This is a genomic window from Rhodomicrobium lacus (assembly GCF_003992725.1).
GTDB classification, from domain to species: Bacteria; Pseudomonadota; Alphaproteobacteria; order Rhizobiales; family Rhodomicrobiaceae; genus Rhodomicrobium; species Rhodomicrobium lacus.
Map to the genome: position 1 here is coordinate 167,881 of NZ_RZNF01000003.1, position 13,840 is coordinate 181,720.

A 13,840-nucleotide genomic window follows, 5' to 3' on the forward strand; every position below is an offset into this window, starting at 1 on the left:
CTCGCTTATAAAGATATGTTTATATGTTTTCAAGGCGCATCGAGGTCAAGCCCCGACAAAATATCGGGGGTCGCGAGGGGCGCGCGCGGAAAGAGGAGAGCTGGTTACGCCGAAGCAAAGGCGGCAAGAGCTGCCTGAAGGCGCGCGAGGTCGACATCATCCTTGGGAAGGGAGAAGCGGAGCGCGTCCAGCTTTGGGAACGGGCGCGTCAGAATGCCCGCACGCGCGAGCCTGTGGAACAGCGAATGTGGCATGTCGGTCCCCGCAAGCCGAAACAGCAGAGTGCCGCCTGCGATGCGCAGACCTGCGCGCATGAGCGCAACTTCAAGCTTCCCCCCCATCTCCGCGAGCCGCGCGCGATGCTCCGCCGCGAAATCCCTATCCGCCAGCGCGGCCCTGCCGAACGCAACGGCCTCAGCCGACACCGCATCCGGTCCGAGTGCCGCGCGAAACCGCTCCGCGATGGGATGCGATGTGATCGCGAAGCCGAGCGGAAGGCCACCTGCGCCATTGAAAGCATTCGCGGACCGCAGCACGACCGTTGAATCGAGCCGCGCGACGGATGGCAGGATCGAAGCGCGGTCGTCCGTATCGGCAAGCGTTTCATCGATGACGAGCAAGCCGTCGCGGCGCTTGAGCGCGGGCAGCGCGGCGGCGAGTTCAGCATGCGCCGCGATGCGGCCATCTGCGTGGCCGGGATTGTCCACGACGAGAATGTCCGCCTTGCCGACAGCTGCGATCGAGGCGATTTTCGCCGTCGAGTGCCCGGCGGCCTCCCACGCCGCCCGCAGCCCGGCATCGACGGGCGCCAGAAAAGCCACGCGCTTGGGCGAGCGGTAGAGCCACGGCAGCAGGCGCAAGCCCGCATCGGCGCCAGGCACAGGCACCACCTCCACCGAAGGCGGGACCCGGTAGGTCTTCGCGGCGAGAACGGCAAGCGCCGCGATGGCGTCCGCGTCCGTGCCGCGCGCAAACTCGTCGTCGCCGAGCCTGGGCGCCGGAAAAGACCATGGCGCAGTCGCGCGCGACAGATCGAGCCAGCGCGCCTCAGCATCGGGATAGAGCGAGCGGGCAAGGTCGAGGCGTCCCGCAGCTTCGACGAAACGGGGATCGATTTTATCGGCGGGACGGAAAAGGAAAGCCATGCTGCGCACTCGGTTCACCGCAGCGCCGATCCGGGCGCCTTCGTGCCTTATAAAGTCCGGGCGTGCGGAAAAGGCAATGACGGGAAACCGCCGAAAGCCTGCAGACTCCGGCAATTGACGCAATTCAAGGGACTGGCGCGGCCCGTCACCCGGCATTTGGCAACGCGGCCCGTTGTGCACCGCACAATCATCAAACTATACTTATTGCAGCGCAGCATAGATTGCGTTAATGTCGCGGACAAGATATATTTGACGCAAAGGGCGACAGCCATGTTTCCATTTCTTGCATTCGCGTCGGCGGCGCAGTCTCAGTCTGCCTCGCCGTCGTCCCGCGCGTCCGTCAATTATTTCGCAGCGCCCTGGGCCTCCGCCCCGCTGCCGAAACCCGAACCTGTTCGCCCTCGCGATTTCGGCGATGTGTTCGTCGACTTTCTGCGTGAGGCGATTGCGTTCTGGGCCAGACATTACGAGGCATTGGGCAACCGGGCCAATCTGCTGTTCACGCAGATCGCCGCCGCGCTGGCCTTCGAACGCGCTGCGCGCGAAACCTCCGCCGCCGTTACGCAGGCTTATGCTGCGTTCGGGCTCAAGCCGCCCGCGTCCGCCATCCCGCAATGGTCGCAACCGCAATTGCTGGCGCCGCTGACAAGCTTTGAGCCGGGCAGCCTCGCGGCTCAGTGGACGTCGCTCAATCCATGGTTCAACCCGGCTGCGACGAAAGCCGCTTTCGACACCTGGGGTGCCGTCGCCGAGAGCTTCAACGTGTGGACGAAAATCTGGCAGCCCGCCGCTCCGCAGCAGACGCCCGCGCCGCAGAAAAGCACGGCGCTCGTGCCCGCGAAGCCGTTCACGGCAACCGTGACCGCGCCCGGCGGCTTCAACTGGGCGTTCTCCTTCGGCGGATAAGGTATGGCCCGAGCGGGGGGCGCTGCGTAGCGCCTCGCTGCCGGTTCCGCGATCAAGCCGTCAGAAGGCACGCGTCGCGGATCGCGGCGATGTTCTTCGCGTATTCGCCGCCCTTGAACACAGCCGAGCCCGCCACGAGCGCGGTCGCGCCCGCCTGAACAAGTTGTGGCGCGGTTTCCGGCGTGACGCCGCCGTCCACCTCAAGCGCAATCGGGCGGCCCTGAATCATCGCCGCGATGCGCCGCACCTTCTCCACCTGCGACGGCAGGAACGCCTGCCCCCCGAAACCGGGGTTGACGCTCATCACCAGCACGAGATCGATCTTGTCGAGCACATATTCGATGACGCTTTCGGGCGTCGACGGGTTGAGCGAGACGCCCGCCTTCTTGCCGAGCCCCCGGATCACCTGAAGCGAACGGTCGAGATGCGGCCCGGCTTCCGCATGCACGGTGATGATGTCGGAACCGGCCTTCGCGAACGCTTCGAGATAGGGGTCGGCAGGCGCAATCATCAGATGCACGTCGAGCGGCTTCTTCGTCCACGGCCGGATACACTCCACGAGCCGGGGCCCGAACGTGATGTTCGGCACGAAATGGCCATCCATCACATCGACATGCACCCAGTCGGCGCCCGCTTCGTCGATGGCGCGCACTTCCTCGCCGAAGCGGGCGAAGTCTGCGGAGAGGATGGACGGCGCGATGAGCGGGAGCGAGGACATGGGCGTATCCTGTTGTTTCGTTATTGGTTCTGGCTTTCGGCAGCGACCTTGAAGACGCGGCTCGCAAGAATGTCTTCGGCCGTTATTTCCGAAAGCTGGTTGGCGGTCAACGCCCCGCCCGTGTGCGCGAACAGCCGGTTCGCCTGACGAAGCCGCGCGCGGTCGAGCGCATTGCGGATGGACCGCGCGTTGGAGAAATGCGGCTGCTGGCGGCGCTTCTCGATATAGTCGGCAAGCGCAATCTTCGCATCCGGCGACAGGTGATAATTCTGGTGCTCCAGCATCTTGTCCGCGATCTGGAGCAACTCGTCGTCGGCGTAGTCCGGAAAGTCGATGTGATGGGCGATGCGGCTGCGGAAGCCTGGGTTCGCGGTGAAGAACTTGTCCATTCGGTCCGCATAGCCCGCGAGGATCACGACGAGGTCCTCGCGCTGGTTCTCCATCACCTGGAGCAGGATCTCGATGGATTCCTGCCCGTAGTCGCGCTCGTTCTCCGGGCGATAGAGGTAATACGCCTCATCGATGAACAGCACGCCGCCCATCGCCTTCTTGAGAACTTCCTTCGTCTTCGGCGCGGTATGGCCGATATACTGGCCGACAAGATCGTCGCGCGTCACGGAAACGAGCTGGCCACGCCGCACATAGCCGAGGCGGTGCAGGATATTCGCCATGCGCATGGCGACGGTCGTCTTGCCGGTGCCGGGATTGCCGGTGAAGCTCATATGCAGGGTCGGTGCTTCGTTGACGAGTCCGAGCCGCTTTCGCGCCCGCTCCACAAGCAGCAGCGCCGCGATCTCGCGCAGGCGCGTCTTGACCGGCTTCAGCCCGATCAGTTCGCGGTCGAGTTGGTCGAGCACCTCGCCGACGCCCGATTCCTCATAGTCGCGGCGCAGATCGATCGTCTCGTTCGCCGCCGTCTTTTCGTTCTGTTCCGCCGTCACGCTCACGTCTTCCTCCATGGGCCGACACGCCCGCACAAGCGAATGATCCGCCCTCCGCAGAAGATCAACAAGGAAAGGCGGCGCCGTGTTCTGCAATGAAAGAGGACATGGCGTTGGCGGCCATGCCCTCTGCTGCCTTTAATAACGCTGACCCGCAGGCTTCGTCGTGGCGTAAGGCCTCGTCGTGTAGCGGATGTTGCGTCCGTCGACCTCCTGCCGCTGAAGATCGAAGCCGGGCTCTTCCGCCGGGCGGTCGACGATGAACGACATCCGAAGCGACTCCCAGCCATGGCTCGCGTCGAAGGCCGAGATGCGGATGTAGTAACGGCCGCCATAGACCTTGCGGGCCGCCTGAAGCTCGGTCAGCACCGCCGCCGCGTCCTTGATGTCGAACATCGGCAGGCCCCACATTTCCCAATAGGTGTTGCGGGGATGCGGGTCGTCGGTGAACTCGATGTTGACGGCCCAGCCCTTTTCGATGGCGTACTGAACCTGCTTCGCGATCTGCTCGTCCGTCAGATCCGGCAGGAAGGAAAACTGTCCTTGAGTGATGCGCATTGGGTTTCCTCGGTTCTGCTCTCCGCTTGCGGAGGCCTGAGTGAATTCGAATGTTGGCCGGGAGAGCCCCGGCCATGGCGCTCTTACGAAGCGGTCGGCGTCGGTACGAAGTCCGGCGTGTCGGTGGAGGTGTAGTTGAACGTCACCTCGCCCCACGTATCGAGCGCCTGCCTCAGCGGCGTGCAGGTCTTCGCGGCATCCTTCAGGATCTGCGGCCCTTCTGCGAGATAGTCGCGGCCTTCGTTACGCGCGAAGATCATCGCTTCGAGCGCAACGCGGTTCGCGGTCGCGCCGGCCTGGATGCCGTAGGGATGGCCGATGGTGCCACCGCCGAACTGGAGCACGGTGTCTTCACCCAGATAGTGGATGAGCTGGTGCATCTGGCCGGCGTGGATGCCGCCGGAAGCCACCGGCATGACCTTGCCGAGCGAAGCCCACGGCTGATCGAAGAACACGCCGTGTTCGAGGTTCTGCGGCACGAAGTCTTCGCGCAGGATGTCGTAGTAACCGGCGGTGGTCAGCGGATCGCCTTCGAGCTTGCCGACGACGGTGCCCGCGTGGATGTGGTCGACGCCCGCAAGACGCATCCACTTCGAGATGACGCGGAAGGAAACGCCGTGGCTCTTCTGGCGCGTATAGGTCGAGTGGCCGGCGCGGTGCAGGTGGAGCAGCATGTTATTGTCGCGCGCCCACTTCGAGATCGACTGGATCGCCGTGTAGCCGATCACGAGGTCGATCATGACGATGACGCTGCCGAGTTCCTTCGCGAATTCGGCGCGCTTGTACATCTCCTCCATGGTGCCGGCGGTGATGTTGAGATACGTGCCCTTCACTTCGCCGGTTTCGGCCTGCGCCTTGTTCACGGCTTCCATGCAGTAGAGGAAGCGCTCGCGCCAGTGCATGAAGGGCTGCGAGTTGATGTTCTCATCGTCCTTCGTGAAGTCGAGACCGCCCTTCAGCGCCTCATAAACCACGCGGCCGTAATTGCGGCCCGAAAGGCCGAGCTTCGGCTTCACGGTCGCGCCGAGGAGCGGGCGGCCGAACTTGTCGAGGCGCTCGCGCTCCACGACGATGCCGGCCGGAGGGCCGTCGAACGTCTTCACATAGGCGACGGGCAGCCGCATGTCTTCGAGGCGCAGCGCCTTCAACGGCTTGAAGCCGAACACGTTGCCGATGATCGACGCGGTGAGATTGGCGATGGAGCCGCCCTCGAAGAGGTCGAGATCATAGGCGATGTAGGCGAAATAGGAGCCGGGCGCGTTCGGCACAGGATCGACGCGGTAGCACTTCGCGCGGTACTTCTCCGAAGCGGTCAGGCGGTCGGTCCACACCACCGTCCAAGTGGCGGTCGAGCTTTCGCCCGCGACAGCGGCGGATGCCTCGATCGGGTCCACGCCGTCCTGCGGCGTGATGCGGAACAGCGCGATGATGTCCGTATCCTTGGGCTGGTAGTCAGGCTCCCAGTAGCCCATCTTCCGATATTCCATCACGCCCGCCTTGTAGCGGTCCTTCCCCGTCACTTCCGTGTTTTTGGTATCCATGGGGTCCACCTTCTCTTTTTTGAATTGGGGATACGGGGCCGGACGCGCCGGCCCTGTTTCTTACGCGATAAGCTTCTTCGCGGCGGCGATGACGGCTTCCACCGTGATGCCGAATTCCTTGTAGACCTGGGGAGCCGGACCGGACGCGCCGAAGCCGCTCATACCGATGAAGGCGCCCTTGTCGCCGATCCAGCGATCCCAGCCGAAGCGGCCCGCTGCCTCAATGCCGACACGCGGCGCGGTGCCGAGCACCTCAGCGCGGTAGGCATCCGGCTGCGCCTCGAACAGCTCGAAGCAGGGCGCCGACACGACGACGGCCTTTACGCCCTCGGCGGCAAGCTGCTCGGCTGCGGAAACCGCGAGTTCGATTTCCGATCCCGTCGCGATGAGCGTCACGTCGCGCGGCGCGCTGGCGTCGCCGCGAAGCACGTAGGCGCCCTTCGCGGTGAGGTTTTCGCTCGAAACTTCCGTGCGAACGGTCGGCAGGTTCTGACGCGACAGCGCCAGCACTGACGGCGTGTGCTTCGAGGCGAGCGCAATCTCGTAGGCTTCCGCCGTCTCGACGACGTCCGCCGGGCGGAACACGTTGACGTTCGGCAGCGCCCGGAGACCCGCGAGATGTTCGATCGGCTGATGCGTCGGGCCGTCCTCGCCGACGCCGATGGAGTCGTGCGTCAGCACATAGAGGACGCGAAGACCCATCAGCGCCGAGAGCCGGATCGAGCCGCGCAGATAGTCGGAGAACACGAGGAAGGTGCCGCCATAAGGCACGAAACCGCCATGCAGAGCGATGCCGTTCATGGCCGCGCCCATCACGTGCTCGCGGATGCCGTAGTGGATGTAGCGGCCCGTGAAGTCGTCGGGCGTGACAGACTTCATGCCCTTGGTGATGGTGTAGTTCGAGTGCGTGAGGTCGGCCGAACCGCCGATGGTGATGTCGGTGGTGTCGTTGATGACCTGAAGCACGTTCTCGGACGATTTGCGCGTCGCGAGCTTCGGCTTCTCCGCCACATTCTTCGCGATGAAAGCGTCGAGCGCTTCCTTCACGCTCGCCGGGACTTCACCCGCAAGCAACTGCTCGAAATGCGCGCGCTCGCCCTCAGGGAGCTGGGAAAGCCGCTCATGCCACGCCGCGTGCTCGGCCTTGCCACGGCTGCCCGCCGCGCGCCACGTCGACAGGATCGGTTCCGGCACCTCGAACGGCGGATAGGGCCAGCCGAGGAATTCACGCGCGGCGGCGATTTCGTCCTTGCCGAGCGGCGCGCCGTGGGTCTTCTCGGACCCCTGCTTGTTCGGAGCGCCGAAGCCGATGATGGTCTTGCACGCGATAAGCGTCGGCTTGTCGCTCGTCTTCGCCCTGGCGATCGCGGCTTCGACTTCCTCGGCATTGTGGCCATCGACGCGCACAGCGTTCCAGCCCGCCGCCTCGAAGCGCTTCACCTGATCGGTGGAGGTGGAAAGGCTCGTCGAGCCGTCGATGGAAATCGAGTTGTCGTCCCACAGAACGATCAGCTTGTTGAGCTTCAGATGGCCCGCGAGGTCGATGGCCTCATGGCTGATGCCTTCCATGAGACAGCCGTCGCCCGCGATGACATAGGTATGATGATCCACGACCTTGTCGCCGAAGCGCGCCGCAAGCAGCCGCTCCGCGATGGCCATGCCGACAGCCGTGCTGATGCCCTGGCCGAGCGGCCCGGTCGTCGTCTCGACGCCCTGAGTGTGGCCGTATTCCGGATGTCCCGGCGTCTTCGAATGAAGCTGGCGGAACTTCTTCACTTCCTCGATGGTCACGTCGGGCGAGCCGGTGAGATAGAGGAGCGAGTAGAGCAGCATGGAGCCGTGACCGGCGGAGAGCACGAAGCGGTCGCGATCGGGCCACTTTGGCGCGCTCGCATCGAATTTGAGAAACTTCGTGAACAGCACTGCGGCGACGTCCGCCATGCCCATCGGCATGCCCGGATGGCCCGAATTGGCTGCCTCGACCGCGTCCATGGACAGCGCGCGGATGGCGTTTGCGAGGTCGCGTTGCGACGGAGTGGAAACGGAAGTTGTCATTTTGGTCTTTCTTCTGTTCGCGGCGTTCGGAGCGCTCAGGACGAGCGCCGCTTGAGATCGACGAGCCGATGGATCATCGGCGTAAGGATAAGCTGCATGGCGAGATCGAGCTTGCCACCCGGAATGACGATGGAATTGGCCCGGCTCATGAAACTGTCCTGGATCATGGTCTTGAGATAGGCGAAGTCAATCCCGCGCGGATCCTTGAAGCGGATCACGACCAGGGATTCGTCCGGCGTCGGAATCCAGCGGGCCGTGAACGGGTTCGATGTGTCTACCGTCGGCACGCGCTGGAAATTGATGTCGGTTTCCGAGAATTGCGGTGTGATGTAGTGCACATAGTCGGGCATGCGGCGGAGGATCGTCTTCATGACGTCTTCCTTCGAGTAGCCGCGCACCTTGTTATCGCGATGCATCTTCTGGATCCACTCCAGATTGATGACCGGAACGACGCCGATCTTCAGATCGGCGTGCTTCGCGATGTTGATGCCCTGATCCTTGAGGATCACCGCGCCGTGCAGCCCTTCGTAGAAAAGAATATCCGCGCCCTCAGGCAGATTTTCCCATTCGGTGAAGGTGCCCGCCGGCGAGCCGTACTTCTGCGCCTCGGCCTCGTCGTGCACATAATGCCGCGTCTTGCCGGTGCCCGTTTCGCCGTAGGAGCGGAATGTCTCCTCAAGCTCTTTCAGCAGGTTCGCGTCGGGCCCGAAATGAGAGAGGTGGAAGTTGCCGCGCGCCTCCTCCTCCGCAACGGCCTTCTTCATGGAAGCGCGGTCGTAGAGATGGAACGCGTCGCCCTCGATGAAGGCCGCCTTGATGCTCTCGCGGCGGAAAATCTGCTCAAAGGTGTGCTTGACCGTCGACGTACCCGCGCCAGACGACCCTGTAACCGAGATGATGGGAAATTTCGCTGACATGATCGTGACCTAACGAGGGGTGCGGAAAAGACCGCGCTTTGAAAACAGGGGGGAGTGTTCGCCCGTCGCCGGGGGCTGGCTGTAGTAATAGGCGACTTCCTCGACCTCTTTTTTGGAGCCGAAGACCAGCGGCACGTGCTGGTGCAGCGAGATCGGCTCAAGGTCGAGCATGCGGGTCTTGCCCTGGGTGCAGGCACCGCCTGCCTGTTCGATGAGCATGCCGATGGGGTTCGCTTCGTAGAGGAGGCGCAGGCGGCCGTTGGTGTAGCCCTTGCGGATGTCGGCCGGGTAGAGGTAGATGCCGCCGCGCGTCAGGATGCGGAAACAGTCCGCCACGAGCGAGCCGAGCCAGCGCATGTTGAAGTCTTTCTGGCGCGGGCCGTCCTTGCCGAGCTTGCAGTCGACGATGTAGGACTTCATCTTGTCGTCCCAATGCCGAAAATTGGACGAGTTGATCGCATATTCCTTCGTGTCGACGGGGATCTGGACATTCGCCTTGCCGAGAACGAATTCGCCGGTGCGCGGGTCGAGCCAGAAAATGTGCGTCCCCTGCCCCACCGTCAGCACGATAGCCGTCTGCGGACCGTAGACGATGTAGCCCGCGCAAAGCTGATTGCGACCGGGCTGAAGCAGCGCCGCCTGCTCCTTGTTGGGCAGGATCGAGAAAATCGTGCCGATCGACATGTTGGTGTCGATGTTGGACGAGCCGTCCAGCGGATCGGTATTGACCGCGAGCGGCGCACCCGCATTGAGCGCGACCGGCTTCTCGTCTTCTTCCGAGCCGAGCCACGCGACCGGCGACGCCTTCAGCGCGTCCGTGACAACCTTGTTGGCGAGGAAGTCGAGTTCCTTCTGCGTATCGCCGCCGCCGCCTTCGCCGCGCGCGCTGGCCATGTCGCCCGCCAACGGCCCGAGCGCGACGATCTTCGCAATCTCGATTCCGGCTTTCGCAAGATTTTCGACCGTTTCGGCTACGGCGCGTTTCTGCGCGTCCTCTCCCGCCCACTCGGCCAAATGCTCACGCAGACTTGCATGAACGCCCATCCGCACTTCCTCCCTGTCGGTCATTGACACGCCATTATTCTTATCTCATCACTGGGATGTGACCGACTGTTTTTTGAGCATGTTTTTTGCGACTATGGGCGGGACACCACAGAAAGTAAATTTTAATTTATTTTCCCTTTGATTAAGTTTTTCTAACGGTCTATCTTGTTCGAGTGAAAAATGTAACGCTCAAGCATTTCCGGGTTTTGTCCGCCGTCACGAAAATGGGGTCGATGGCCGGCGCCGCGCGGACTCTCCACGTCACCCCCCCTGCGATCACGGTCCAGATCCAGCAGCTGGAGCAGGCGGTCGGATTGCCGCTTCTCGAACGCATCGGCGACAAGACCACCGCGACGAGCGCGGGGCAGATCATGCTGAAAACCGCACAGCGGATCGAACTTCTTCTCGCCGAGTGCCGTCAGGAAGTGGAACAGTTGAAGGGTGCGGCGGGCGGTCACGTCTCGGCGGGGGTGGTCAGCACGGCGAAATATTTCGCCCCGAAGGCCCTTGCGGCGTTCCGTCAGCGCCATCCGGGCGTCGAGGTGCGGCTTGCCGTCGGCAACCGACAGGAAACGATCCGGGCGCTTCGCGATCTCGAACTCGACCTCGCCGTCATGGGGCGCCCGCCGGAGAATCTCGCTCTCGAAAGCGCCACCCTCGGCGCGCATCCCCATATCATCGTCGCGGTCGCCAACCACCCGCTGGCGGGCAAGAAAATCTCCATTACCGACCTCACGAACGAGACCTTCTTCATCCGCGAGCCCGGCTCCGGTACACGCATCCTGATGGAACGCCTGTTCGAGGAGGCGCGTTTCGACCCCATCGTGGGCATGGAAATCGGGTCCAACGAGACGATCAAGCAAGCTGTGATCGCGGGGCTCGGCATCGCGTTCATCTCGGCTCACACGGTCGCGGTCGAAATCGCCGACGGGCGGCTCGTGATGCTGGATGTCGCCGGGCTGCCCATGATGCGGCAATGGTACGTGGTGCGGCTGAAGGAAAAGGCGGTCATGCCGGCCGCGCAGGTGATGTGGACGTTTCTCGCCTCCGAGGGGCACCGATTCCTGCCGCAACCGATCGCGGACTGGAAATCGCCGCTCAAAAGCGACGGACTTTAGATGCGACCATAGGCAACGCATTCGCCATAAAAGTGCGTCCGATTTCAAATCGGCGTTCTGAAAGCAACCGCCGGGATGCAAACGCGCCCCGCGACGAGGCATCCTCCAGAACAACCTTCGGAGACGCCATCATGACGCCAGCCGCTCTGTCCGCACCCGAGCGCGAGCCATCGAAACGCGAGGCGTGGGAGCGCGACTGCTGGGCGATGATCGAGCGCCGGCAGAGTGATGCCGATTGCACGTTCGTCTATGGCGTCGCCTCTACCGGCATCTATTGCCGCCCCGGTTGTCCATCGCGTGTGCCGCGTCGGGAGAATGTGCGCCTTTTCGCCGATAGGTTCGAAGCGCGGCGCGCGGGGTTCCGCCCTTGCCTGCGCTGCGATCCAGACGGCGCCTCGCAGGCGGAACGGAACGCGGCCCTAGCAGCGAAGGCGTGTGGCCTGATCGAGAATACCGAAGGCAGGCCGGACTTCGATGCCATCGCGCGCAGCTGCGGCATGAGCCGCCACCACTTCCACCGCATGTTCAAGGCTGTCACGGGAATCACGCCGGGCGGCTATCTCGCTGCGCTGAAGAAGCAACGCGCCATCGGTTCGCTCGGGCAAGGGGAAAGCGTGACATCCGCCATCGCGGGCGCGGGATATGGCTCGGCGAGCCGATTTTACGAAAGCGTTGCCCCGGCCCTCGGCGCGCGGCCGCGTGCCCTGTCGAAAGGCGGCGATGGCGAACATATCCGCTTCGCGGTCGCACCCTGCGATCTCGGCTTCGTTCTCGTCGCAATGACTGAGCAAGGCGTCTGCGCCATCGAACTGGGCGGCGACGCCGAGGCGCTGGCGGATGACTTTCGGCGACGTTTCGCAAGGGCATGCGTTGCCGAGGACGCAGCATTCTCACAGGCGGTGGCGAACGTCGTGACGCTTGTCGAAGAGCCCTGGCGCGACATCGCGCTACCGCTCGACGTGCGCGGTACGGTTTTTCAGGAAAAGATCTGGCGTCTGTTGCAGGAGATACCCGCGGGCGAAACCATGACCTACGGCGAACTCGCGGCACAGGCCGGGTGCCCGTCCGCCGTTCGCGCGGTCGCGCGGGCCTGCGCCTCCAACGCCGTCGCCGTTGCGATCCCCTGCCATCGCGTGCTGGGCAAGGGAAGCGCGCTGACCGGCTACCGATGGGGCGTAGAGCGGAAAGACGCACTCCTTAAGCGCGAGCGCAACCGTCCCGCTTCTCCGCGCGAGGCGACCGATTTGCCTGACAACAACGCGCTGGAAGGAGAGGCCGGGTTTTGTCACGCACAAAGCAACGCGGAAAAACTCCGACTTCCTTGATGCCGCAACGTCATGCCCGTCAATCGACGCGGCGCGACGCTGCAAATTCGTATGTCGATCGGCTTGGCCACGCCGATCGATGCCGATTACCTGAGACCGATCTAGCGCCCGCCCGCCTCAGCGAACGGAATGACGTTGTGCAGCGTCTGCTCGCCGGATGACAGGAACTTCTTGACCGCCCGCGCAGCCTGACGAATGCGGTGCTCGTTCTCGACAAGCGCGATGCGGACGAAGCCTTCGCCATATTCACCGAAGCCGAGGCCGGGCGAGACAGCAACGCCCGCTTTTTCAAGGAGCAGCTTCGAGAATTCGAGCGAGCCGACCTTCTCCCATCCGGGAGGAAGCGGCGCCCACGCGAACATCGTGCCGCCCGGAGCCGGGATAGGCCAGCCCGCGCGCTCGAATGTTTCCACGAGGCAGTCGCGGCGGCGCTTGTAGATCTGTCGCATCTCCTCGACGCACTCCTGCGGCCCATTCAGCGCGGCCGTCGCGGCGACCTGAATCGGCGTGAAGGCGCCGTAGTCGAGATACGACTTCACGCGCGCCAGCGCCGCGCAAAGCCGCTCGTTGCCGACACAGAATCCCATTCGCCAGCCGGGCATGGAATATGTCTTCGACAGCGAGGTGAACTCAACCGCCACATCGAACGCGCCCGGCACCTGCAGGATGGACGGCGGCGGGTTGTCGTCGAAATAGATCTCGGCATAGGCGACGTCGGACAGCACGATGAGATCGTGCTTCCGCGCATAGTCGATGACTTCCTTGTAGAAATCGAGGCTTGCCATCAACGCCGTCGGGTTGGACGGATAGGAGATGATGAGCGCGAGCGGTTTCGGCACGCTGTGCTTCACGGCCTTGTCGACCGCGCGCAGGAACGTGTCGTCAACGCTCGCCGGCACGTGGCGGATGGTGCCACCCGAAATGATGAAGCCGAATTCGTGGATCGGATAGGTCGGGCTTGGCACCAGAACCAGATCGCCCGGCGCGGTGATCGCCTGCGCCATGTTGGCGAAGCCTTCCTTCGAGCCGAGCGTGGCCACGACCTGCGTGTCGGGGTTCAGCTTGACGCCGAAGCGACGGTCGTAATAGGCGGCCTGGGCGCGGCGCAGCCCCGGGATGCCGCGCGACGCCGAATAGCGGTTCGTACGCGGCTTGCCGACCGTCTCGACCAGCTTTTCGGTGATGTGATCGGGCGTCGGAAGGTCTGGATTACCCATCCCAAGATCGATGATGTCTTCCCCACGCGCTCGTGCTGCTGCCTTGAGCTTGTTCACTTGCTCGAAGACATAAGGCGGCAGTCGTTTGATGCGGTGGAATTCTTCGGTCATGGTTGGATGTTCCTGAGTAGCAAAGCGCGGGGTGCGTGCCCGACGCCGGACCATCTATAAAGCCGGAGTCAGCCCCCTGTCCATGGAGCTTTGCGCCAATAAGGGTGGAGGGAGGGGATTGCAGGGCTTTGAGACGAGCCGGGCGCAGAAGCAAGGGGCGCTCAAACGATACTCGGCCGGGGCGAAGATCGCGAGGCACAAGCTAAGGAACGGGGAACGACTCGCATCCTTCCCCGTTCCTGTC

Annotated in this window: 12 protein-coding genes; 3 read left to right on the forward strand and 9 right to left on the reverse strand. The window is 63.4% G+C overall.

Annotated elements, in window-relative coordinates:
- Window positions 1-104: 104 nt before the first annotated feature.
- A complete protein-coding gene (locus EK416_RS05500) occupies window positions 105-1,145 on the reverse strand; it encodes an aminotransferase class I/II-fold pyridoxal phosphate-dependent enzyme (protein ID WP_164729873.1) in 1,041 nt (346 codons plus the stop codon).
- Between the two features lie 270 nt (window positions 1,146-1,415).
- Here EK416_RS05500 and EK416_RS05505 point away from each other — a divergent pair, with 270 nt between their 5' ends.
- A complete protein-coding gene (locus tag EK416_RS05505) occupies window positions 1,416-2,051 on the forward strand; it encodes a hypothetical protein (protein ID WP_127076507.1) in 636 nt (211 codons plus the stop codon).
- 52 nt (window positions 2,052-2,103) lie between these two features.
- Here EK416_RS05505 and rpe read toward each other — a convergent pair whose 3' ends face one another.
- The 7 genes from rpe to EK416_RS05540 all read right to left on the reverse strand — a co-directional run bounded on the left by rpe (window position 2,104) and on the right by EK416_RS05540 (window position 9,825).
- The gene (gene rpe, locus EK416_RS05510; RefSeq protein ID WP_127076508.1) at window positions 2,104-2,769 is read right to left on the reverse strand and encodes a ribulose-phosphate 3-epimerase; all 666 of its coding nucleotides are present in this window, start codon (window positions 2,767-2,769) and stop codon (window positions 2,104-2,106) included.
- A gap of 20 nt (window positions 2,770-2,789) precedes the next feature.
- Complete coding sequence (gene cbbX, locus EK416_RS05515) at window positions 2,790-3,710, reverse strand: CbbX protein (protein ID WP_425376110.1); 921 nt, start codon at window positions 3,708-3,710, stop codon at window positions 2,790-2,792.
- 138 nt (window positions 3,711-3,848) lie between these two features.
- Window positions 3,849-4,268 carry a ribulose bisphosphate carboxylase small subunit gene (locus EK416_RS05520; protein ID WP_127076510.1) on the reverse strand — a complete coding sequence of 140 codons (420 nt, stop codon included), beginning with the start codon at window positions 4,266-4,268 and terminating at the stop codon, window positions 3,849-3,851.
- An 83-nt stretch (window positions 4,269-4,351) separates the two neighbouring features.
- On the reverse strand, window positions 4,352-5,809 hold the full coding sequence (locus EK416_RS05525; protein WP_127076511.1) for a form I ribulose bisphosphate carboxylase large subunit: 1,458 nt from the start codon (window positions 5,807-5,809) through the stop codon (window positions 4,352-4,354).
- Between the two features lie 60 nt (window positions 5,810-5,869).
- Window positions 5,870-7,864 (reverse strand): transketolase, encoded by a 1,995-nt coding sequence (gene tkt, locus EK416_RS05530; protein ID WP_127076512.1) that lies wholly within the window; start codon window positions 7,862-7,864, stop codon window positions 5,870-5,872.
- 35 nt (window positions 7,865-7,899) lie between these two features.
- The gene (locus EK416_RS05535; RefSeq protein WP_127076513.1) at window positions 7,900-8,781 is read right to left on the reverse strand and encodes a phosphoribulokinase; all 882 of its coding nucleotides are present in this window, start codon (window positions 8,779-8,781) and stop codon (window positions 7,900-7,902) included.
- Between the two features lie 9 nt (window positions 8,782-8,790).
- Window positions 8,791-9,825, reverse strand: coding sequence for a class 1 fructose-bisphosphatase (locus EK416_RS05540; RefSeq protein ID WP_127076514.1), 1,035 nt, complete (start codon window positions 9,823-9,825; stop codon window positions 8,791-8,793).
- 173 nt (window positions 9,826-9,998) lie between these two features.
- Between EK416_RS05540 and EK416_RS05545 the strand changes: the two genes are divergently transcribed.
- Window positions 9,999-10,943, forward strand: a complete 945-nt coding sequence (locus EK416_RS05545) for a LysR family transcriptional regulator (protein ID WP_127076515.1) — start codon at window positions 9,999-10,001, stop codon at window positions 10,941-10,943.
- Between the two features lie 131 nt (window positions 10,944-11,074).
- A complete protein-coding gene (ada, locus tag EK416_RS05550) occupies window positions 11,075-12,268 on the forward strand; it encodes a bifunctional DNA-binding transcriptional regulator/O6-methylguanine-DNA methyltransferase Ada (protein ID WP_127076516.1) in 1,194 nt (397 codons plus the stop codon).
- Between the two features lie 101 nt (window positions 12,269-12,369).
- On the opposite strand, the gene EK416_RS05555 is transcribed toward ada, so the two are convergent.
- Window positions 12,370-13,596 carry an LL-diaminopimelate aminotransferase gene (locus EK416_RS05555; RefSeq protein ID WP_127076517.1) on the reverse strand — a complete coding sequence of 409 codons (1,227 nt, stop codon included), beginning with the start codon at window positions 13,594-13,596 and terminating at the stop codon, window positions 12,370-12,372.
- Window positions 13,597-13,840: the final 244 nt, after the last annotated feature.